The sequence below is a fragment of the Arsenicicoccus dermatophilus genome (assembly GCF_046267915.1).
GTDB lineage: Bacteria > Actinomycetota > Actinomycetes > Actinomycetales > Dermatophilaceae > Arsenicicoccus > Arsenicicoccus dermatophilus_A.
The window spans coordinates 644,216-666,116 of record NZ_CP176520.1 but is presented as its reverse complement, the minus strand read 5'-3'; the positions used below and the strand labels follow the sequence as shown (position 1 = coordinate 666,116).

The 21,901-nt window shown below is 72.9% G+C and carries 18 protein-coding genes; 11 read left to right on the top strand and 7 right to left on the bottom strand.

What is annotated here, in order from left to right; all coding sequences use genetic code 11:
• Positions 1-34: 34 nt before the first annotated feature.
• The 9 genes from ACK2IS_RS03480 (at position 35) to ACK2IS_RS03440 (ending at position 9,760) form a co-directional block, all read left to right on the top strand.
• On the top strand, positions 35-760 hold the full coding sequence (locus tag ACK2IS_RS03480) for a DNA-binding response regulator (RefSeq protein ID WP_409484771.1): 726 nt from the start codon (positions 35-37) through the stop codon (positions 758-760).
• Between the two features lie 34 nt (positions 761-794).
• The gene (gene mshD, locus ACK2IS_RS03475; protein ID WP_409484770.1) at positions 795-1,703 is read left to right on the top strand and encodes a mycothiol synthase; all 909 of its coding nucleotides are present in this window, start codon (positions 795-797) and stop codon (positions 1,701-1,703) included.
• Positions 1,704-1,715: 12 nt separating this feature from the next.
• The gene (locus ACK2IS_RS03470) at positions 1,716-3,950 is read left to right on the top strand and encodes an RNA degradosome polyphosphate kinase (protein WP_409484769.1); all 2,235 of its coding nucleotides are present in this window, start codon (positions 1,716-1,718) and stop codon (positions 3,948-3,950) included.
• A gap of 72 nt (positions 3,951-4,022) precedes the next feature.
• Complete coding sequence (locus ACK2IS_RS03465; protein ID WP_409484768.1) at positions 4,023-5,015, top strand: NUDIX hydrolase; 993 nt, start codon at positions 4,023-4,025, stop codon at positions 5,013-5,015.
• Between the two features lie 167 nt (positions 5,016-5,182).
• The gene (gene pstS / locus ACK2IS_RS03460) at positions 5,183-6,352 is read left to right on the top strand and encodes a phosphate ABC transporter substrate-binding protein PstS (RefSeq protein WP_409484767.1); all 1,170 of its coding nucleotides are present in this window, start codon (positions 5,183-5,185) and stop codon (positions 6,350-6,352) included.
• Between the two features lie 111 nt (positions 6,353-6,463).
• The gene (pstC, locus tag ACK2IS_RS03455; RefSeq protein ID WP_409484766.1) at positions 6,464-7,507 is read left to right on the top strand and encodes a phosphate ABC transporter permease subunit PstC; all 1,044 of its coding nucleotides are present in this window, start codon (positions 6,464-6,466) and stop codon (positions 7,505-7,507) included.
• Entirely contained in the window at positions 7,504-8,418 is a 915-nt protein-coding gene (gene pstA / locus ACK2IS_RS03450) for a phosphate ABC transporter permease PstA (RefSeq protein WP_409484765.1), read from the top strand. The genes pstC and pstA overlap by 4 nt, the downstream gene beginning before the upstream one ends.
• A 28-nt stretch (positions 8,419-8,446) precedes the next feature.
• Positions 8,447-9,223, top strand: a complete 777-nt coding sequence (gene pstB, locus ACK2IS_RS03445) for a phosphate ABC transporter ATP-binding protein PstB (protein ID WP_409484764.1) — start codon at positions 8,447-8,449, stop codon at positions 9,221-9,223.
• Between the two features lie 270 nt (positions 9,224-9,493).
• Positions 9,494-9,760 (top strand): hypothetical protein, encoded by a 267-nt coding sequence (locus tag ACK2IS_RS03440; RefSeq protein ID WP_409484763.1) that lies wholly within the window; start codon positions 9,494-9,496, stop codon positions 9,758-9,760.
• A gap of 228 nt (positions 9,761-9,988) precedes the next feature.
• Here ACK2IS_RS03440 and ACK2IS_RS03435 read toward each other — a convergent pair whose 3' ends face one another.
• The 5 genes from ACK2IS_RS03435 to ACK2IS_RS03415 form a co-directional block, all read right to left on the bottom strand.
• A complete protein-coding gene (locus tag ACK2IS_RS03435) occupies positions 9,989-10,585 on the bottom strand; it encodes a hypothetical protein (RefSeq protein ID WP_409484762.1) in 597 nt (198 codons plus the stop codon).
• Positions 10,586-10,614: 29 nt separating this feature from the next.
• Positions 10,615-12,366 (bottom strand): malto-oligosyltrehalose trehalohydrolase, encoded by a 1,752-nt coding sequence (gene treZ / locus ACK2IS_RS03430; RefSeq protein ID WP_409484761.1) that lies wholly within the window; start codon positions 12,364-12,366, stop codon positions 10,615-10,617.
• A 98-nt stretch (positions 12,367-12,464) separates the two neighbouring features.
• A complete protein-coding gene (gene treY / locus ACK2IS_RS03425; protein ID WP_409484760.1) occupies positions 12,465-14,840 on the bottom strand; it encodes a malto-oligosyltrehalose synthase in 2,376 nt (791 codons plus the stop codon).
• A 168-nt stretch (positions 14,841-15,008) separates the two neighbouring features.
• Positions 15,009-15,446, bottom strand: coding sequence for a CoxG family protein (locus ACK2IS_RS03420; RefSeq protein WP_409484759.1), 438 nt, complete (start codon positions 15,444-15,446; stop codon positions 15,009-15,011).
• Between the two features lie 43 nt (positions 15,447-15,489).
• On the bottom strand, positions 15,490-16,524 hold the full coding sequence (locus tag ACK2IS_RS03415) for an NAD(P)H-binding protein (RefSeq protein WP_409484758.1): 1,035 nt from the start codon (positions 16,522-16,524) through the stop codon (positions 15,490-15,492).
• A 216-nt stretch (positions 16,525-16,740) separates the two neighbouring features.
• Here ACK2IS_RS03415 and ACK2IS_RS03410 point away from each other — a divergent pair, with 216 nt between their 5' ends.
• The gene (locus ACK2IS_RS03410) at positions 16,741-17,190 is read left to right on the top strand and encodes a MarR family winged helix-turn-helix transcriptional regulator (RefSeq protein WP_409484757.1); all 450 of its coding nucleotides are present in this window, start codon (positions 16,741-16,743) and stop codon (positions 17,188-17,190) included.
• A gap of 75 nt (positions 17,191-17,265) precedes the next feature.
• On the opposite strand, the gene ACK2IS_RS03405 is transcribed toward ACK2IS_RS03410, so the two are convergent.
• Positions 17,266-17,574 carry a hypothetical protein gene (locus tag ACK2IS_RS03405; RefSeq protein ID WP_409484756.1) on the bottom strand — a complete coding sequence of 103 codons (309 nt, stop codon included), beginning with the start codon at positions 17,572-17,574 and terminating at the stop codon, positions 17,266-17,268.
• A 137-nt stretch (positions 17,575-17,711) separates the two neighbouring features.
• The gene (locus ACK2IS_RS03400; RefSeq protein ID WP_409484755.1) at positions 17,712-20,318 is read right to left on the bottom strand and encodes a DEAD/DEAH box helicase; all 2,607 of its coding nucleotides are present in this window, start codon (positions 20,316-20,318) and stop codon (positions 17,712-17,714) included.
• A 92-nt stretch (positions 20,319-20,410) separates the two neighbouring features.
• On the opposite strand from ACK2IS_RS03400, the gene ACK2IS_RS03395 reads away from it, so the two are divergent.
• Positions 20,411-21,880, top strand: coding sequence for a 6-pyruvoyl tetrahydrobiopterin synthase (locus tag ACK2IS_RS03395; RefSeq protein WP_409484754.1), 1,470 nt, complete (start codon positions 20,411-20,413; stop codon positions 21,878-21,880).
• Positions 21,881-21,901: the final 21 nt, after the last annotated feature.

The window sequence follows — 21,901 nt, the reverse complement described above, 5'->3', positions numbered from 1 at the left end:
CGAGCGGAGCCGGTCGCCATACGCTCCTCGGACCATGGCCCTGCTCCTGCTGCTCACCGACCCGCCGGCCGCGAGCGCCGAGGTGCTGCCCGCGCTGGCCCTGCTGCCGCACCACGTGCGGGTCCTGGCGGCGCAGGCCTCGGCGCTGCTGGACGCCCCGCGCTGCGACGCGGTGCTGGTGGACGCCCGCCGGGACCTGGCCTCGGCCCGCGGCCTGTGCCGGGTGCTGCGGGCGACGGGGACGACCGCGCCGCTCGTGGCGGTGCTCACCGAGGGCGGGCTGGTCGCCATCACCGCCGAGTGGGGCCTGGACGAGATCCTGCTGGACACGGCCGGTCCGGCGGAGGTGGAGGCGCGGCTGCGACTGGCGACGACCCGTCGCGCCACCGCGGAGGACCCGGCCGACGTGCCGATCCGCTCCGGCTCGCTGACGATCGACGAGGCGGCCTACACCGCTCGGCTGGGCGAGCGGGTGCTCGACCTGACCTACAAGGAGTTCGAGCTGCTCAAGCACCTGGCCCAGCACCCCGGACGCGTCTTCACGCGGGCCCAGCTGTTGCAGGAGGTCTGGGGCTACGACTACTTCGGCGGCACCCGCACCGTGGACGTCCACGTGCGGCGGCTGCGCGCCAAGCTCGGGCCGGAGCACGACCTGGCGATCGGGACGGTCCGCAACGTCGGCTACCGCTTCGACGAGCTGACCGGGCCGGACGAGCCGGCGGGCGGCACCGACCTGGCCGGGGACCCGGGCCACGGCTGAGCCGTGCCCCGGGCCTGCGTGGTGCAATGGGCGCATGCCCAGCCAGCCCGAGGTCGACCTGCTGCCCCAGCTCACCCCTGTCCAGGTCGCGGAGGTGCTCCACGTCGCCGGCGAGGCCACGGGCACCGACGGCGTCGGTCCGCTGTCGGAGCAGGCCCGTCTCGACCTGGGTCGTCCTGGTCGGCACCTGGTCGTGCGGTCCGGCGGGCGCGTCGTGGCGTATGCCGGCGGCGAGGCCGACGGCCTGGAGCTCGTGGTCGGGCCCGGGCACCGGGGTCAGGGCCTCGGCGGCGCGCTGCTCGACGCCGCCCTCGCCGCTCTCGGGGACGGCGAGGTGCGGGTGTGGGCGCACGGCGACCTGCCGCCCGCCCGGCGGCTGCTGGCCTCCCGCGGCTTCCGGCCCGGACGGGACCTGCGCAAGCTCGCCCGCCCGCTCGCGCCGACGGCGGCCGAGCTCGAGCCGCCGGTCGTGCCCGAGGGCCTGGCGGTGCGCCACTTCCTCCCCGGGGACGAGGAGGCGCTCCTGCGGGTCAACGCCCGGGCCTTCGCCCACCACCCCGAGCAGGGCTCGCTGGACCTGGCCGGGCTGCAGGACCGGATGGGCTCGGCGTGGTTCGACCCGGAGGGGCTGATCATGGTCGAGGACGTCACGGGCCGGGCGCCGCGCCTCGCGGCCTTCCACTGGACCAAGGCGGACCCGGCGGACGACGACGAGCACACCGGCGAGGTCTACGTCGTGGCGGTCGACCCCGACCACCAGGGTCGCGGCCTGGGTGCCCTGGTCACCCGCCTCGGGCTGGACCACCTGCGCGCACGCGGGCTGAGCCGGGTCGTGCTGTACGTGGAGGCGGACAACCGGGCGGCGATGGCGACGTACACCCGTCAGGGTTTCTCCACGGTGGCCACCGACGTCCAGTGGTCGCGACCGGCGGCGTCGCGATGAAAAGATAGAACCATGCAGGCAGACGACGCGCAGCAGCCGCCCTCGACCCCCGACCCCGCGCAACCGGCGGAGGACGCACGCGAGACCGCCCCTGCCCGCCCCCGTTCCGCCGACGGGAGGTTCACCCGCAGCACCGTCCTGGACGCCGGCGACGGCCTGCCCGAGGACCGCTTCCTGGACCGGGAGCTGTCCTGGCTGCAGTTCAACGAGCGCGTGCTGCAGCTGGCCGCCGACCCGGACGTCCCGCTGCTGGAGCGCACCCGCTTCCTGACGATCTTCGCCAGCAACCTGGACGAGTTCTTCATGGTGCGCGTCGCCGGCCTGAAGCGGCGGATCGCCACCGGGCTGGCCGTCCGGTCGGCCTCCGGGCTGGAGCCCCGCGAGCTGCAGGACGAGATCAGCCGCACCGCCCACGACCTGATGATGCGGGCCGCGCGGATCCTGCACGAGCAGGTCGAGCCCGCGCTGCGGGAGGAGGGCATCCAGATCGTCCGCTGGGACGAGCTGACGCCGCAGGAGCAGGAGCACCTGTCGGAGGTCTTCCGCAGCGAGATCTTCCCGGTGCTGACGCCGCTGGCGGTGGACCCCGCCCACCCCTTCCCGTACATCTCCGGGCTGTCGCTCAACATGGCGGTGACGCTCAGCAACCCGCGCACCGAGGCCGAGCACTTCGCGCGGATCAAGGTCCCGGACCTGCTGCCCCGCCTGCACCAGGTGTCCACGACCGGGGAGGTCGACCTCTACCACGTGCGTTTCGTCCCGCTCGAGGACATCATCGCGGCGCACCTGGAGCTGCTCTTCCCCGGGATGCAGGTGCAGCAGAGCTATCTGTTCCGGGTCACCCGCAACGAGGACCTGGAGGTGGAGGAGGACGACGCCGAGAACCTCCTCAAGGCCCTGGAGAAGGAGCTCACCCGCCGCCGCTTCGGCCCGCCCGTGCGCCTCGAGGTCGAGGAGGCGATGGACGACCACGTGCTTCAGCTGCTGGTGCGTGAGCTCGGCGTCGAGCCGCACGAGGTCTACCGCCTGCCCAACCCGCTGGACCTGCGCAGCCTCGGCTCCGTCGCCGACCTGTCCCGCTCGTCGCTGCACTTCCCGGCCTTCCGGGCCCGCACCCACGGCCACCTCGCCCCGCGCGAGCGCTCCGAGGCCAGCGACGTGTTCAGCGCGATCCGGCAGCAGGACGTCCTGCTGCACCACCCCTTCGACTCGTTCAGCACCTCGGTGCAGGCCTTTCTCGAGCAGGCGGCGGCCGACCCTCAGGTCCTGGCGATCAAGCAGACGCTCTACCGCACCTCCGGCGACTCCCCCATCGTGGACGCGCTCATCGCCGCGGCCGAGGCCGGCAAGCAGGTCGTCGCGGTCGTGGAGATCAAGGCGCGCTTCGACGAGTCCAACAACATCGCCTGGGCCCGCCGCCTCGAGCACTACGGGGTGCACGTGGTCTACGGCATCGTCGGGCTCAAGACCCACGCCAAGCTGTGCCTCGTCGTCCGGCAGGAGCAGGACGGGCTGCGGCGGTACTGCCACGTCGGCACGGGCAACTACAACCCCAAGACGGCCCGGCTCTACGAGGACATCGGCATCCTCACCTGCGACCCGCAGGTCGGCGAGGACCTCACACGCCTGTTCAACCAGCTGTCCGGCTGGGCGCCTCGTAGCAGGTTCAAGCGCCTGCTCACCGCTCCGCGCTCGCTGCGCAACGGGCTGATCGAGCACGTCGAGTCGGAGATCGACCTGGCCCAGTCCGGGCGCGGGGGCTACGTCGCGATCAAGGCCAACTCCCTGGTCGACGAGGCCGTTATCGACGCGCTCTACCGCGCGTCGCGGGCCGGGGTCCGGGTCGACGTCCTGGTCCGCGGGATCTGTGCGCTGCGCCCCGGCGTACCCGGCCTGTCCGACAACATCCGGGTCCGCTCGATCCTCGGCCGGTTCCTGGAGCACTCGCGCATCTTCGTCTTCGGCAACGGCGGCGACCCGGTCGTCTACTTCGGCAGCGCCGACATGATGCACCGCAACCTCGACCGCCGGGTCGAGGCCCTGCTGCGGGTGCGCGACCCGCGCCAGGTCAAGGAGCTCGTCTCCGTCGTCGAGCAGGGTATGGCGGACACCACGTCCAGCTGGCACCTCGAGGACGACCGGTGGGTGCGCCACCACCTGGATCCCGACGGCGAGCCGCTCCTGGACCACCAGGCGGCGCTCATCGAGCGGCACCACAAGAAGCAGCGACGCCGCAACCGCGTCTGATCCGGACCCCGGCTGCGCTGCCGCCGGTCGCGCGCCATACGGTCGGAACGACCACCCACGACGAGGAGTCCGATGCCTGCCCCGGTGCCCGCGCCGCCCGCCCGCAACCCGGCGGTCCCCCCGGTGGTCGCCGCCGCCGGGGCCGTGCCGTGGCGGCGCCGCCGAGGCACCCTCGAGGTGGCCCTCGTGCACCGGGCCGCCCACGACGACTGGGCTTGGGCCAAGGGCAAGCTCGACCCGGGCGAGGACTGGCCGACGGCGGCGGTCCGGGAGGTGCACGAGGAGACCGGGCTGCGGGTGCGGCTCGGGCGGCCGCTGCCGACGTCGGCGTACTCCTTCGTGGACCGCCACGGTGACGCGGTCCACAAGCGGGTGCGCTACTGGGCGGCCGAGGTCACCGGGGGCGACGGCGCGCTGCACCACGAGATCGACGAGGTGGCCTGGCTGCCCGTGACCGAGGCGATGCGGCGGCTGGACCACGACCGCGACCGCGAGCAGCTGCGGGCCGTCGTGCGGCACGCCGACCGCGGGACCTTGACGACCTGGCCGCTGGTCGTGGTGCGCCACGCCAAGGCGCTGCCCCGCGGCCGGTGGCAGCGCGACGACCGGGAGCGGCCCCTGGACGACCGTGGACGCGACCGTGCCCGGGCGATCGTCCCGGTGCTCGACGCCTTCGGGGTGCGCCGCCTCGTGACGTCCGCATCGGTGCGCTGCGCGGACACCCTGGCGCCCTACGCCGAGGTCGCCGGCCTGGAGCTCAAGCGCAAGAACGGCCTGACCGAGGAAGCCTTCCTGGAGGATCCCGATCGTGCCGTCGGGCACCTGCACCGTGCCGTCGTGCGGGGCGTGCCGGGCGCGCTGTGCTCCCACGGCCCGGTCCTGCACCTGCTGCTGGAGGAGCTGTCGGCCCTCGCCGCCGAGGGCGAGGAGGACGGGCGGGCCGTGGCCGAGACCCTGCTCGAGGCGGCCGACCTCGGTATGGCGAAGGGCGAGCTCCTCGTCTGCCACCTCAGCGGGAGCGGCGCCGACGCGCGCATCGTGGCGGTCGAGCGGCACCTGCCCTGACCCCGGCATCCGTCGTGATCTAGTCGATATCTGACTACCGAGGGTGATGCCCGGCGTTCACCTCGCGTTCATGGCGCGCGCGACATGGCGTCACCAGTGGTGCCTAGGTTGACCGACGAGGGCGCGCCTGCGCCCACCATCACACTGCTGTGGAAGGTTCTCCCATCGTGAAGACTCAGCGTATTGCCGGTCTGTCGACCCTTGCCCTTGCTGGCGCCCTCGCGCTGACCGGGTGCGGTTCGGACGACAACGCCACCAAGACCTCGTCGTCGACCAGCACCGCGGTCTCCGGTGGCTCGTCCTCCTCCTCGTCCACCGGTGGGGACTCCGCCGCCGCCGCCGGCAAGGCCGACTGCTTCAAGGGCTCCCTCAAGGCCGAGGGTTCGTCGGCCCAGAAGCTCGCCTTCACGGAGTTCTCGGACAAGTTCTCCGAGGCCTGCCCCGACGCAACCGTCGACTACAACCCCTCCGGCTCCGGCGCGGGCATCAAGGCCTTCATCGGCAAGCAGGCCGACTTCGCGGGCTCCGACTCCGCGCTCAAGACCGTCGCCAAGGACGGCAAGATCGAGCAGGCCGAGGCCGACAAGGCGTGCGGCTCCCCCGCCTGGAACCTGCCCATGGTCACCGGCCCGATCGCGATCGCCTACAACGTCAAGGGCGTCGACAAGCTCGTCCTCAACGCCGACGTGGCCGCCGACATCTTCAGCGGCAAGATCGTCACCTGGAACGACCCGGCCATCGCGAAGCTGAACCCCGGCACGACCCTCCCCGCGACGGCCATCAAGGTGTTCTTCCGCTCCGACGAGTCGGGCACCACCGAGAACTTCACGAAGTACCTTAAGGCGGCGGCCCCGGCGAAGTGGACCGCCGAGCCCGGCAAGAAGTGGACCGGCAAGGGCGAGGGCAAGCCCAAGTCCGACGGTGTCGCCGGCGCGGTCAAGTCCACCGACGGTGGCATCACGTACGCCGAGTGGGGCTACGCCAAGCAGAACTCCCTGGGCACCGCGGCCATCGACACCGGTGCGGGCCCGGTCGAGCTGACCGGCGAGTCCGCGGGCAAGGCCGTGGCCGCCGCCACGCAGGAGGGCCAGGGCAACAACCTCGCCCTCAAGCTGGACTACGCCACCAAGGCCCCCGGCGCCTACCCGATCGTCCTGGTGACCTACGAGATCGTCTGCTCGAAGAACGCCGACGCCACCAAGGGCACCGGCATCAAGAACTTCCTGGGCTACATGGCCTCGGACGAGTCCCAGGCCGCCCTGGCCGACAAGGGCTACGCCCCGCTGCCGGCGGAGGTCCTGACCAAGGTCCGCACCGCCATCTCGGCCCTGAGCTGACCCCGGGTCCACGACCCACCATCGACGGCGGTCGCGTCCTCACGACGCGCCCGCCGTCGATGACGTACCCGCCCTCGCACCCCCCTCGATCCCTGATCTGCTGAGGTCATCGTGACTACACCCACTTCATCCCCGACCGACGTCTCGACACCCGTCCCGTCGGTCACGGGCGTCGCGGCGCCCGCCGCCACCCGCGACGGGAAGCCCCCGGTCCTCGGCGATCGCGCCGCCACCGGCCGCCTCGGCGACAAGATCTTCCTCGGGCTCTCCTCCGGCGCCGGCATCCTGGTCATCGCCCTGGTGACCCTGATCGGCGTGTTCCTCCTCGCCCAGGCGATCCCCGCCCTGGCGAAGAACCACACCGGCTTCCTGACGAGCCGCACCTGGAACGTCGACGACCCGGCCAACATGCGGTTCGGCATCGTCCAGATGCTGTGGACCACGGTCGTCAGCTCGATCATCGCCATGCTGATCGCCGTGCCCGTCGGCGTCGCGGTCTCGTTGTTCATCACCGAGTACGCCCCGCCGTGGCTGGCGCGCCCGGCCGCCACCCTCATCGACCTGCTGGCCGCCGTCCCCTCGATCGTCTACGGCCTGTGGGGGGTCGCGACGTTCACGCCCTGGGTCGACCCGATCCAGACCTGGCTGATGAACCACCTCGGCTGGTTCCCGCTGCTCGGCCGATCGAGCACCTCGGGCACGATCTTCGTGATCGGGCTGGTGCTGTCGATCATGATCCTGCCGATCGTCACCGCGCTGACCCGAGAGGTGTTCAGCCAGACGCCGCGCGCCCACAAGGAGGGTGCCCTGGCGCTGGGCGCGACCAGGTGGGAGATGATCCGGACCGCCGTCCTGCCCTTCGGGCAGCCGGGTGTGATCTCGGCCGCCATGCTGGCCCTAGGTCGGGCGCTCGGCGAGACGGTCGCGGTGATGATGATCCTGTCCAGCCTGTCCGACGGCGCCGCGTGGAGCTGGTCGATCTTCGGCGGCGGCGAGACCTTCGCCTCCAAGATCGCCAACAGCGCCGGCGAGCTGGACACCCCGACCAAGACGGGGGCCTACATCGCCGCCGGCCTGGTCCTGTTCATCCTCACGTTCATCGTCAACGCGATCGCGCGCGTCGTGATCGAGCGTCGGAAGGCCTTCACCGAATGAGCACCTCCGTCACCGCAGCCCGCCCCGAGACCCAGGGCACCACGCGGATCGCCAGGGCCTCCGGCTCGCGCCGGACCAAGGACCAGATCGCCCGCGTCCTGGTGTGGGCGGCCTTCCTGCTCGCCCTCACCCCCCTGGTGTGGATCCTCTGGGACGTCCTGCACAACGGTGCCAAACTGCTCCTGGACGCCGGCTGGTGGACCCACTCCCAGCGCGGCATCCGCACCAACAAGGTAGGGGGCGGGGCCTATCACGCCATCATCGGCACCCTCCTGCAGGCCCTGGTCACGGCGCTCATCTCGGTCCCCATCGGGATCTTCACGGCGATCTACCTGGTCGAGTACGGACGCGGCCGGCTCGCGCGCGCCGTCAGCTTCATGGTGGACATCCTCACCGGCGTCCCCTCCATCGTCGCGGCGCTGTTCGTCTACGCGGTGTGGGTCACGACCTTCGGCATCCAGAAGATGCCCTTCGCGGTCTGCCTGGCCCTCATGCTCCTGATGATCCCCACGATCGTGCGCTCCACCGAGGAGATGCTCAAGCTCGTTCCCAACGAGCTCCGCGAGGCGTCGTACGCCCTCGGTGTGCCCAAGTGGAAGACCATCGCGAGCGTCGTGCTCCCGACCGCCTTCTCGGGCATCGTCACCGGCGTGCTCCTCGGCCTGGCCCGCATCATGGGTGAGACGGCGCCGCTCATCGTCCTGGCGCCCTACACCAAGTCCATCTCCACAGACCTGTTCGGCGGCAACATGGCGACCCTGCCCACGATGATCAACGACGGTCGGGGCGACATCTTCATCCCCGCCGCGCACGACCGGGTGTGGGCCGCCGCCGCCACCCTCATCGTCCTCGTCCTCCTGCTCAACCTGCTGGGCCGCCTCGTCGCGCGCTTCGGCTCGGTCAAGAGCTGACCCCACCTCGAAAGCGACAGAAACTCTCATGGGCAAGCGCATCGACGTCGAGCACCTCAACATCTTCTACGGCACCTTCAAGGCGGTCCAGGATGTGACGATGACCATCGAGCCCCGCTCGTGCACGGCCTTCATCGGCTCGTCCGGCTGTGGCAAGTCCACCGTCCTGCGAACCCTCAACCGGATGCACGAGGTCATCCCCGGGGGCCGGGTGGAGGGCAAGGTCCTCCTGGACGGCCAGGACCTGTACGCCGCGGGCGTCGACCCGGTCGGTGTCCGCCGCAGCGTGGGCATGGTCTTCCAGCGCCCCAACCCCTTCCCCACCATGACCATCAAGGAGAACGTCGCGGCGGGCCTGCGTCTCAACGGCGTCAAGAACAAGAAGCAGATCGACGAGGTCGTCGAGCGGTCGCTGCGCGGCGCCAACCTGTGGAACGAGGTCAAGGACCGTCTGGACAAGCCCGGTGCCGGCCTGTCCGGCGGGCAGCAGCAGCGGCTGTGCATCGCCCGTGCCATCGCGGTGGAGCCCGAGGTCCTCCTCATGGACGAGCCGTGCTCCGCCCTGGACCCGATCTCGACCCTGGCCATCGAGGACCTGATCACCGAGCTCAAGCCGCAGTACACCATCGTCATCGTGACGCACAACATGCAGCAGGCGGCCCGCGTGGCCGACCGCACGGCGTTCTTCAACCTCGAGGCCCAGGGCAAGCCCGGCCAGCTCATCGAGATCGACGACACGACAAAGATCTTCAACAACCCCAAGGAGCGGGCGACGGAGGACTACATCTCCGGCCGGTTCGGGTGAGCGGCAGGCGTCTGCAGAGCCGGGTGGGGGACGCCGCCGGCGCGGGCCCGGGTCCGGGGCACCCGGGCCCGCCCGGTCCTGTCGCGCTCGGGGCAGACTCCCGGTGACCGTGCCACGGGGCCAGGCTGGCCCCGTGGCACGGCGGCATTCACGCTGGTGGCCGCCCAAGAACTCACTGTGTGCCACGATGGTGTTGCCGCAGGTTAGGGCTTTGGGACGAACACCTGACGATGCCTGGCCGGGGGTTCGAGCCTGGGTCATGCTCGATCCATGAGCATCGAGAGCCGCCGTGGCACCGACGTGACGGCCGACCCCCTCATCGAGACCGAGCCCGGCCGGTCCGTCGCCGACCCTGCCTGGCAGATCGCCGAGCACGGCAACTTCACCCACGGCGAATGCCTGGACTGCCGCTGGGTGGGCCCGGGAAGGCGCGCTCGCAGCAGCGCCCGGCAGGACGCCGAGCTGCACGCGCTGACCGGGTGCGGCGACGCTCAGCAGGTCCTCGAGCGCTTCCCGGAGGGTGCCTTCGGCCGCTGAGGCGGATGTGCCGGGGCTTCGTGGCAGGACCGGCCGCGACCTGCGAGGACGTCGCCGGCCCGGAGGCCTGACGAGGGCGCCGGACCGGGAGCGCCTCTCGGCACGTGGCCGCTCGTAGCGGCTTCAATTGGGACCCGGGGCTACCGCGGCCCGGCGCCCCACCAGCATAACGGGACAGCCACGAGGGTGGGAGTCGTCTCGTGTTCCGGCCGACCGGGGCCGGTGCGGTCAGTCGAGCCGGCCCGCCCGCCACAGCCGGGCACAGGCCTCCAGGTCCTCCCCCGTCTCCTGGATCGACCCGGCGGAGCGCAGCCAGGCCCCGGAGGAGGTCGTGACCACCCGGTCCGAGCGGTGGGCCCGCCCCGAGGCGACGATGCGGCAGAAGGCGCCGGCGCGTTCCAGGGCGACGGCGAGGTCGCCCTCGTACACGCCCGAGAGGATGGCGTCCGCCAGGGCGAGGACCTGGGCGGGTCCCGGTGGCTGGGCGGCCCCGGCGACGGCGTGGTGGACGGCGGCGTAGGGCATCCCGGCCTGGTAGTCCGCAGCGGCGCCGTCGGCGTCGCGACGGACCCACTCGCGCAGCGCGTAGAGGCGCCACAGGGCTCCGGGCAGCGACCGGGCGGGCAGCTGGGCCCATAGCTCGGCGAGCGTCGACAGGCCGATGTCCTCGACCAGCGAGACGAGCCGGGCCGTGACGGCGGGGTCGTCGCTGGCCCGCCCGGCGTGCACGAGCACCTGCGCGGTCTCGTGGGCGATCTCGGAGATGACGGCGGGGTCGGGCAGCTGTCCGCCGTACGCCTCCATCGCCTCGGGCGAGGAGAACACGGGCCGGCGCGGTGGCCGGTGGCCCCCGGTCATCGGGGACCGACCACGGCAGCGCCCGGGCCGGGCAGGAGGACGGCGTCGTCGAGCCCGTCGGCGGCTCCCGGCTCGTCCCAGGACGCGAGGAGCACACCGCCGCGCAGCCGCACCACGCACGGGCCGTCGCCGAGCGCGGCCACGACGCGGTGCTCGCCGCGGTGCAGGACGGCGACCCGCTCGTCGGGGTCCCAGTCCAGGCGCACCAGCGCCAGCCGGGGGTCGGCGAGGTCGGGGCGGGTGCGGCGCAGGCTCAGCAGGGTGCGGTACCACGCGAGCATGCGGGCGTGCGGCGCGTGGGTGAGCTCCTCCCAGCGCAGGCGGGAGGCCTCGAGCGTGCCTGCGGCCTGAGGGTCGGGAACGGCGTCCGATCCCCAGCCGTGCGAGGCGAACTCGGCGGCGCGACCCACACGGATCGCCTCGACGAGCGCGTCGTCCTGGTGGTCGGTGAAGAACTGCCACGGGGTCGACGCGGCCCATTCCTCACCCATGAACAGCATCGGGGTGAAGGGCGAGGCCAGCAGCAGCGCCGCGCCCGCGGCCAGCCGTCCCGGGGCGACGGTCTGGCAGAGCCGGTCCCCCGCCATCCGGTTGCCGACCTGGTCGTGGGTCTGCAGGGACACGACGAACCGGGAGCCCGGCACCGTCGCGCGGTCCACCGGCCGGCCGTGGCAGCGCCGACGGAAGGTCGAGTAGCACCCGTCGTGGAAGAAGGCCCCCTCGAACACCTTGGGCAGCGCGGCCGGTGATGCGAAGTCGTCGTAGTAGCCGTCGGTCTCGCCGGTCAGCGCCACGTGCAGGGCGTGGTGGACGTCGTCGGCCCACTGGCCGTGGACGCCGAGCCCACCGGCGACCGCACCCTCGCCGCGTGGCGTCGTGGTCCGCACGTCGTTGCGGTCGTCCTCGGCGACGAGCACCAACGGCCGCCCGACCTCGGCGGACAGCTCGTCGACGACGCGGGACATCTCCTCCAGGATCGGCAGGGCGCGGTCGTCGGCCAGGGCGTGCACCGCGTCCAGGCGCAGCGCGTCCACGTGGAAGTCCCGCAGCCACATGGTGACGTTGTCGAGCAGGTAACGGCGGACCTCGTCGGACAACGGCCCGTCCAGGTTGACCGCGGGTCCCCAGGGCGTCTGGTGGGCTGCGGTGAAGTACGGCCCGAACTCGGCCAGGTGGTTCCCGTCGGGACCGAGGTGGTTGTAGACCACGTCCAGGGCGACGGCGAGGCCGCGGGCGTGCGCCGCGTCGACGAAGCGCTGGAAGCCCGCAGGGCCGCCGTAGGGCTCGTGGACGGCGAAGAGCGCCACGCCGTCGTAGCCCCAGTTGTGGACGCCGGGGAAGGACGCGATCGGCATGACCTCCACGGTCGTGACACCCAGGTCGACCAGGTGGTCGAGCCGTCCGATCGCCGCGTCGAAGGTCCCCTCGGGGGTGAAGGTCCCGATGTGCAGCTCGTAGATCACCGAACCCTCGAGCCCCCGGCCGGCCCAGCCCTGGTCGGTCCAGGCGAAGGTCGTGGGGTCGTAGGGCGTCGTCGGACCGTGCGGCCCCTGCTCCAGGCGTCGGCCGCGGGGGTCGGGGCGCGGGGCGCCGCCGTCGAGGCTGAAGGCGTAGGGCGCGTCGGCGGGCACCTCGTCGGTCTCCAGGTGCCACCACAGGTCCTCCCCCGCGGTGAGGGGCAGGCGGCGGCCGTCGACGAGGACCTCGACGGTCTGCTTGCCGGGAGCCCAGAGGGAGAAGGAGGTCACGGGGAACCTTTCACGGGATCGGGTGGTGACTCGGGCGAGGCAGGACCTCTGGGGCCGAGGCTGGACGTATGCCGCCCGGCGCGCCGGGCGGGTCCGGGTCAGTCCCGGACGAGCAGGGCCACGGGTCGGTCGGCGAGCACCTCGGCGGCGAGCACCTCGCTGGTCGCGTCCACCTCGACGACGCGGCCGCCGAGCCGGTCGGTCCAGGTGCCGCGCGGCAGCACGATCCGGGTGTCGCCGAGGCCGCCCTCGCGCTGCAGCCGGTGCGGTGCGCGGGTGACGACGGTGGCGACGGCGGCCGAGCGCAGGAAGCCGATGACGTGCTCGCTGGTCGTGGTGAGCGGGGCGTAGAGCCCAGCCTCGTCGAAGCTGTGCGGCTGCTCGCGACGCAGGCGCAGCGCGGCGGCGGTCACGAGGAGCTTCTCGTCGTGCAGGTCGCGCGGCGCTTCGCCGGCGTCGAGGCGGTCCAGGCGGGCGGCCAGGTCGGGGTAGTCCACGGGGCGGCGGTTGTCCGGGTCGACGAGGGACTGGTTGACGGTCTCGCAGCCCTGGTAGACGTCGGGCACGCCGGGCAGGGTCAGCTGCAGGAGCTTGGCGCCGAGCACCAGGGCCCGGATCGCCTCGGCGTGCGTGGACCACAGCGACACGAGCGCGTCGTGACGGTCGCCGGCCTCCAGGGCCTTGTCGGCGAAGTCCAGCACCCGCGCCTCGTAGTCCGCGTCCCCGTCGACCCAGGCGGTGTGCTGCTTGGCCTCGCGGACCGCCTTGAGCAGGTAGGCGTTCAGCCGGTCCGGCTCGATCAGGCCGGCGCCCGCGATGGTCTGCCAGACCAGGTGGGCCGTCGGCTTGTCCACGCCCATCTCGCCGGCGACGGCGCGGAACCGCAGCGACAGCTCCTTCCAGGCGGCCGGGTCGCCCGCGACGGCGAGCAGGAAGGCGCGGGTGTCCTCCGAGCGCTTGGTGTCGTGCGTGGACAGGGTGGTCATGCCGCGCGGCCAGTAGCGCCGCTGGTGGGTGGCCCACTCGTGCAGCGCCTGCGGGCTCGCGGTCTCCAGCGCGGCGGGGTCGCCGCCGACCTCGTTGAGGGCGATCAGGCGGTGCCAGCGGTAGAAGGTCGTGTCCTCGATCCCCTTGGCCATCACCGGCCCCCAGGTCTGCTGGAGGCGCACGGCGAAGTCCACGGCGTTGCGGTCGGCGTCCTCCGCGGACGCCAGCTCGACGAGGGCGCGCAGCTCCTCCTCCAGGTCCGGGCGGGCGCCCAGCGCCCCGTCGAGAGCCTCCTGCAGGCGGCGGCGCGCCAGCGGCGACAGCCGCTGCTCGGGGCGGACGTAGGCGCGGTAGACGTCCCCCGCGACCAGCAGCTCGACGACGGCGGCCTGCAGGCGGGTCGCGTCGAGGGCCGGCAGGGCCTCCCGGGCGCGGCGCACGAGCCGCTCCACCTCGGGGGCGAGGAGCTCGTCGACGACCTGGCGCTTGGCGCGGGTCACCGAGCGCTCCACGTCCACGTTGCCGCCGCAGGCCTCCCACTGGGCGGTGAGCTCGGGCTCGGAGGCGGGGTCCACCAGGGCGGTCTGGACGGCCAGCATGGCGTCATACCCGGTCGTGCCGTCGCAGGCCCAGTCGCGGGGCAGCCGCTCGTGGCCCTCGAGGATCTTCTCGACCCAGATGACGGTGTCCTCGCGGGCGTGCGAGCGCAGCCGGTCGAGGTAGCCGGCCGGGTCGGCGAGGCCGTCGGGGTGGTCGATCCGGAAGCCGTCGATCAGGCCCCGGTGGTTGAGGTCGAGCAGCAGCCGGTGGGTCTCGTCGAAGACGTCGGGCTCCTCCACGCGCACCGCGATCAGCGCGTCGACGTCGAAGAACCTGCGGTAGTTGAGGATCGCCTCCTTCTGCCGCCAGGACGCCAGCTGGTAGTGCTGGCGGGCGAGCACGGCCTCGACGTCGGTGGACTCGGTGCCGACGGCGATCGGGAAGACGTGCTCGCCGTAGCGGACGACCGGCTCCCCGGTCGTCTCCAGGGTGTCCACGGTGATCTCGCCGCGCTGCAGCGTGCTGACGAGGGTGTCGCCGAGGATCGGCAGGCCGATGCGGCCACCGCCGGACTTCCAGTCGATGTCGAACCAATGGGCGGTCTCGGCGTCACGGCCCTCCTTGAGCACGCTCCACAGCGGCCTGTTGAGGTGCTCGGGGGCGACGAGGGCCATGTGGTTGGGGACGACGTCGACGACGATGCCCAGGCCGTGCTCGTGCGCGACGGCTGCGAGCCGCTCGAAGCCCGCCGTCCCGCCCAGGTCGTGGCTGAGCTCGCAGTGGTCCTGGACGTCGTACCCGTGCAGGCTGCCGGTCACGGCGCGCAGGATCGGCGAGAGGTAGAGGTGGGAGATCCCCAGCCGGGCGAGGTAGGGCACCTGGGCGGCCGCGTCGTCGAAGGTGAACTCGTGCTGCAGCTGCAGGCGATAGGTCGCCGTCACGCTCATGGCAGGGACGTCCTCGGGTGGCTGGGTGGGTGGGGTCCGCGCCGTCGCGGCCCTCCATCCTGCCAAACGGTCGGGTCGGATGGCGAGGCAGCCCGGGGTCGCCGGGTCCGGTCCCCGGGGGTCCGGCGCGCGGCCCGGGCGGGGCGGCGTCGTGGACGCCGCCCCGCCTCAGCTCGCCAGCCGCCTTAGGAACCGGTGGACCAGGGGCGCCGCGATCCGCTCGGCCGCCGGCTGCGCCAGCGACAGGCCCGCGCCCGCGAGGTCGAGCTCGGTGGTCAGGGCCAGGTCGGTCCGATCGGCTCCCCGAGGGCGCAGCACGGCACGGACGGTCATGGTCACGTCGCCGCGCCGGCGGGCGGGTCGCCCGCGAGCCGTGAGGGTCACCTCGTGACGCTCGTCGTCCACGAGCAGGTAGCGCCCCTCCCCCGCGTAGCCGACGGCCACAGGCCCGAGTCCGACGGTCACCGTCCCGGTGAAGCTGCGCCGGTCCGGTGCCCAGGTGGCCCTGGCCCCGGGGAAGCAGGCTGCCACGGTCTCGACGTCGAGCAGCCGCTGCCACAGGTGGTCGACCTGGGCGGGCAGCTCGGCCCGGTGGTGCAGCCGCATCGTCACCGCTGCGCCGGGGCCGGGCGCCGGACCGGGAGACGGGTCACCGCTCGCCGCCGGAGGTCAGGTCCTTGATGGCGTCGACGACCTTGGCGACGGCGGGGCGGGCGTCCCCACCCTGCGCCCACCTGGGGTCCTGCGGCAGGGGTCCCATCGGGTCGGACGTCGCGGGGTCGGGACCGGCGGGAGCCAGCGAGCGACGGATCGCGCCGGCCAGGTCCAGCAGGTGGTATCCCGTGGGCAGCAGGTCGCGCCGGAAGTCGTCCTCGGCGGCGACCATGTCGTGGTGCAAGGACTCCACCAGCGCCTCGACGACGCTGCGAGGAACGTCGGTCAGCGTGCCCACCATCGTGCCGACGAGCTGCGTGGGCAGCAGGGGGATCGTCACCTGGGGCCTGGTGAGCCCGGCGATCTGGGCGTACTCCTCCAGCAGGTCCGGGTAGGGCAGGACGTCCGGTCCGCCCACGTCGTAGGACCGCGACGCGGTCCGGACGGTCAGGGCCCCCACCAGCGCCTCGACCACGTCCACCACCGCGATGGGCTGCACCTGCGACCGCATCCAGTCCGGCACGGTCTGCACCGGGAGGCGCTCGCTCACCTGCCGGATGATCTCGAAGGACGTGGAGCCGCTGCCCATGATGACGGCCGCTCGCAGGGTGATCACCGTGGCCGGAGATTCCGTCAGGATGCGCTCGACCTCCAGGCGCGAGGAGATGTGGTCCGAGAGCTCGCCCTGGGGCACGTCGGGCACGATGCCGGACAGGTAGACGACCCGGTCCACCTCGTGGGCCGCCACGGCCGCGGCCATGTTCTGCGCGCCCCGCCGGTCGTTCTCCACGAAGGAGTCCCCGCCCATGCCGTGCACCAGGTAGTAGATCGCGTCGACGCCGTCGGCCGCGGCCAGGACCTGCCGGGCGTCCAGGACGTCCATCTGCACCGTCTCCACCCGGTCTGACCACCACGGACCCGGCCGCGACGCGTCCGAGGTGGCGACCCGCACCTCGTGACCGTCGTGGAGCAGCCGGGGCACGAGCCGCCCGCCGACGTATCCGGTGGCTCCGGTGACGAGGATCTTCATGACGCCCTCCTGGCGATGGTCGTGGCCGGGGTGGCCCCGCCGCGGGGGCGCCGTCGGTGGTGCGGTGGCCCGGACACGTCGGAGTCGGGGAGTGCCCCCGGAACGGGACGAGGTAGTTCGCCCGTGGAAAGAGTACGCCGGGAGCGTACCTGGCGGGTCCGCTCCCGCACCCGGACGCGTGTCGTGGACAAGAAGGTTGTGTGCAATAGTTTGCCGGTGCCCTCCCTCAGCGCCCTGGAGCACCAGCTCTGCTTCGCCCTGTACTCCGCCGCCCGGGTCACCCAGGCGGCCTACCGTCCGGTGCTGACCGAGCTGGGACTGACCTATCCGCAGTGGCTGGTGCTGCTGGCCCTCGGCGAGGACGACGGGGCGACGGTCAGCGCCCTCGGCGAGCACCTGCACCTGGACAGCGGCACCGTCTCCCCGCTGCTGCAGCGGATGGAGACGCGCGGCGTCGTCGAGCGCCGGCGCGTCAGTCGTGACGGACGCCAGGTGACGATCCACCTCACCGACGACGGGCGGGCGCTGCTCAGACGCGCCCCCGAGGTGCAGGACTGCCTGGCCGCCGCCGTCCCCCTGTCCCCGCAGGAGATCACCACCCTGCGCGACCTCGCCCACCGACTGGCCGCCGCCCCGCACCAACCCGGTAGGCCCGAGCAGCTCTGACCGAGGCCGGCCGAGCCCCCCGCCGGCGGGCAGGGTCCCGCACACCGCGCCAGGCAGGCGGTCCCACGGGTCGGGTCAGTCCCGCAGATCGGGGCAGGTGGTGCGGTTGTGCCCGGGCCGACGGCAGTGACCGCAGCGGCGGACCTTGCCGGCGCCGGGCGCAGCCTTCCTCGGCGGCTGCCGCCGGCGCCTCGCGGTCGCGGCCAGGACGTCCGGGCGACGCCAGAGCCAGCGGGCCAGGGTCGCGGCCCCGGTCCCGGTCAGCAGCTCGCACGCCGGAGCCCAGCCCTGGCCGTCGCGGACCCCGTCGACGCCTGACAGCAGCAGGACCACGGCGACGAACACCGCGGCGAAAGCACCCGCCCGGTAGCCCACGCCGTCCATCGGATCCCCCTGGTCGCTCGTCCTGGGCCCGAACCTACCGACCGGTCACCCCCGCCGGGAGCGCCTGAGACCGCGGTGACGTCGGCGTGTCGTCCTCCGACGGGCCGCCCGCCGGACGGACGGACCGGCCGGGCCGGTCAGGTCTTGTCGAGGTTGGTGGTGATCAGCACCAGCTCGCCGGCCGCGTCGGTCGCGTCGAGGTCCACCTCGGCCTGGATCCGCCAGTCGTGGTCGCCCTCCGGGTCGTCCAGCACCTGGTCGACGAACCACCGCCCGGGCGTGGCGGTGTCGACGAGCAGCAGCCCCGGGCCGCGGGCGTCGGGGCCGGTGCCGATCTCGTCGTACTCGGCATACAGCTCCTCGATCGCCTCCTGCCAGCCGTCCGCGTCCAGCTCGGCGACGGCGGGCGGGGGCAGCTCGGCCTCGGCGCGGGCCTGCCTGGCCAGGGCGACCGCGGCGGCGTCGAGCTCGGCCAGGTCGTTCCAGCGGCGCAGGGCGACCAGCTCGACCTTGCGGAACATCGCGGTGCGCACCATGACCCGCAGCGCACGCTCGTTGGCGGTGAGCGGGCGGTTGCCGCCCGGCAGCGGTGTGGACAGCGCGTCCAGGGCGTCCTGGGACAGCGGCTGGTCCTCGCCGGTGAGCGCCTCCCACTCCTCCAGCAGCGAGGAGTCGGTCTGGCGCACGACCTCACCGAGCCACTCGACGAGGTCGCCGAGCTCCTCGGTGCGGTAGGACGCGGGCACGGTCTGGCGCAGCGCCTTGTAGGCGTCCGACAGGTAGCGCAGCACGATCCCCTCGGCCCGCCCCAGCTGGTAGAACGCGACGAACTCGCCAAAGGTCATGGCGCGTTCGTAGAGGTCCCGCACCACCGACTTGGGTGACAGGTCGTCCTCGCTGATCCACGGGTGGGACTCGCGATAGGTGTGCAGCGCCTGCTCCAGCAGGTCGGCGAGCGGCGTGGGCCAGGAGACCTCCTCGAGCAGCTCCATCCGCTCCTCGTACTCGATGCCGTCCATCTTCATCTCCTGGACGGCCTCGCCCCGCGCCTTGAACTGCTGGGCCAGGAGCACGGCCCGCGGGTCGTCCAGGGTGGCCTCGATGATCGAGACGACGTCCAGGGCGTAGGTCGGCGACGCGGGGTCCAGCAGCTCGAAGGCCGCGAACGCGAAGGTCGACAGCGGCTGGTTGAGGGCGAAGCCGCGCTGCAGGGCCTCGGTGATCACGACCCGGCGGCCGTCGGCGTCGGGCTCGTCGAGCTGGGTGACCACGCCCGCGTCCCGCAGCGAGCGGTAGAGCTCGATCGCCCGCAGCTGCAGCCGGGTCTGCGAGCGCGCGTCGCCGTGGTTGTCCCGCAGCAGGTCTCGTACGGCGGGGAAGGCGTCGCCCTCGCGCTGGACGAGGTTGAGGAGCATCCCGTGGTTGATCGTCATCCGGCTGACGAGCGGCTCGGGCTCGGCGTGGACGATCCGGTCGAACTGCTCCTCGGTCCAGCTGACGAAGCCCTCCGGCGGCTTCTTGCGCTTGACCTTGCGCTGCTTCTTGGGGTCGTCGCCCGCCTTGAGGAGCGCGTTGTGGTTGTCGATGACGTGGTCGGGGGCCTGGACGACGACGGTCCCGGCGGTGTCGTAGCCGGCGCGCCCCGCCCGCCCGGCGATCTGGTGGAACTCGCGCACCTTGAGCAGCCGCTGCCGGGTGCCGTCGTACTTGGTCAGCCCGGTCAGCAGCACCGTGCGGATGGGCACGTTGATGCCGACGCCGAGGGTGTCGGTGCCGCAGATGACCTTGAGCAGGCCCTGCTGGGCGAGGGTCTCCACCAGGCGGCGGTACTTCGGCAGCATGCCCGCGTGGTGGACCCCGATGCCGTGCCGCACCAGCCGCTGCAGGGTCGCGCCGAATCCCTTGGCGAAGCGGAAGCCCTTGAGCTCCGCCGCGATCGCGGCCTTCTCGTCCTTGGTGGTCACGTTGAGGCTCATCAGCGCCTGGGCCCGCTCCAGGGCCGCGGCCTGGGTGAAGTGCACGACGTAGATCGGCGCCTGGCGCTCCATGAGCAGCAGCTCGATGGTCTCGTGGACCGGCGTCATCGCCCACTGGTAGGTCAGCGGGATCGGGCGGGTCGCGCTGGACACGACGACGGTCTCGCGGCCGGTGCGACGGGTGAGGTCCTCGACGAAGAAGGAGGTGTCGCCGAGCGTCGCGCTCATCAGCAGGAACTGGGTGTGCGGCAGGGTCAGCAGCGGCACCTGCCAGGCCCAGCCGCGGTCCGGCTCGGAGTAGAAGTGGAACTCGTCCATGACGACCTGGCCGATGTCGGCCCGGTCCCCCTGGCGCAGCGCGATGTTGGCGAGCACCTCGGCGGTGCAGCAGATGATCGGGGCGCGGGAGTTGACCGCGGCGTCGCCGGTCATCATGCCGACGTTCTCCGCGCCGAAGGCCTCGCACAGGGCGAAGAACTTCTCGCTGACCAGGGCCCTGATCGGGGCGGTGTAGTAGGTGCGCATCCCCTGCGCGAGCGCCATCAGGTGCGCGCCCAGGGCCACGAGGGACTTCCCGGAGCCGGTGGGCGTGGCCAGGATGACGTTGGCGCCGGTCGCGAGCTCGAGCAGCGCCTCGTCCTGGGCGGGATAGAGCTCGATCCCCCGCCCGGTCGTCCACCCGACGAGGGCCGAGTAGGTCGCGTCGGCGTCGTAGCCGTCGGCGGTGCGGGAGGCGGGCGGCGGGAGCAGGTCGGTCAGCGTCGTCATGTCCCCACCAGTCTCCCAGACCCGAGGTGTCGCCCGGCGCCGTCATGGTCCACGCTGGTGGTCCGGCTCCCCTCACCCCTTGCGAGGTCCTCGTGTCCCGTCGTCCGTCGTCCGTCGTGCGGGCCTGCGCCGCAGCGCTGCTCGTCTCCCTCACGGGGCTCGCACCCGCCGCGTCCGCCGCACCCGCCGCGTCCGCCGCGGGTGCGCCGGTCTCCTCGGCATACGACCCGATGCCGCTGCCCGGGCTCGGCCCGGACGGCACGGCGACCATGCACGGCGACGGCCGGTCGAGCGACGTCACCCCGCACCCCGGGGTGGGCCGTGGCCCGGCGCGGGCCACCTGGCACGACCTGTCGGCGGCGTGCCCGACGATCCTGCAGGGACGCGACCGGATGGTGGTGGCGCTGTGCACCCAGGTCCTCGGGCGCGCGCCGGTGGTGCTGCTGCTCGACCCGGCGAGCGGCGCCCGGCTGGCCTCGCTCCCCGTCGCCAAGGGCGCCCTGCTGGGCGGGGTCTACGCGTATGTCGACGACCAGGACCGCCTCGTCCTCGTCGACGGCACCCGGCACCTGCTGCGGGTGGCGCACGAGCGGGCGGCCGCCGGCGGGTGGGCGCTGCGGGCCACGTCCTCGGTGTCGGTCGCGGACTTCGTGACCGGCGGCGATCCCGCGTCCACCGACGCGGTCGTCGGTCTGACGCCGGACCGGCACGGGCACGTGTGGCTCGCCACCCGGGAGGGGCGCGTCGGGGTTCTCGACCCGGCCACCGGCACGGTGCACGGCACCCGCCTGCCCGCCGGGGAGCGGATCGACAACTCGATCTCGGCGGCCCGGGCCGGGGTGGCCGTGGTGTCCTCGCACGCGACCTACGTGCTCGACGACGAGGGCGGGGCGCCCGCGGTGCGGTGGCGGCGCGCCTACGACCGGGGGACCGCCCGCAAGCCGGGGCAGCTGAGCTGGGGCAGCGGTGCGACCCCGACCTTCTTCGGGCCCGGCGGCGACGACTACGTCACCGTCACCGACAACGCCGACGGCCAGGAGCACCTGCTCGTCCTGCGCTCCTCGGACGGCGAGATCGTCTGCAGCCCGGCGATCTTCGCGCCCGGCGCGTCCGGCACCGAGAACTCCGCCATGGCCCACGACCGCACCGTGATGGTCGCCAGCACCTATGGCTATCCCTATCCCGCGCTGCCCGAGGGCGCCGGGCCGAGCGTGCCCGCGACCGCGGGCTTCGCGCGGGGCGGGATCGAGCGCTTCGAGGTCGCCGAGGACGGCTCCGGGTGCACCCGCACCTGGTCCGCGCCCGTCGCGTCGGCCGCGGTGCCGCGCTGGTCGCTCGCCGACGACACGGTCTACACCGTCGAGCGGCCGCCCGTGCTGGGCGGGACCGGACCCTCGCTGCACGCCGTGGCCCTCGACGCGGGCACCGGCCGCGTGGTCTCCCGGACGTACCTCGGCGGACCGCTGCGCGACACGCTGCAGATGGTGGGCACGATCACGCCGGACGGGGTGTGGTGGCAGGGCGGCATCACCGGCGTGCACCGGATCACCGCCCGGGACTGACCCGCGGCCGGGCCGACGATC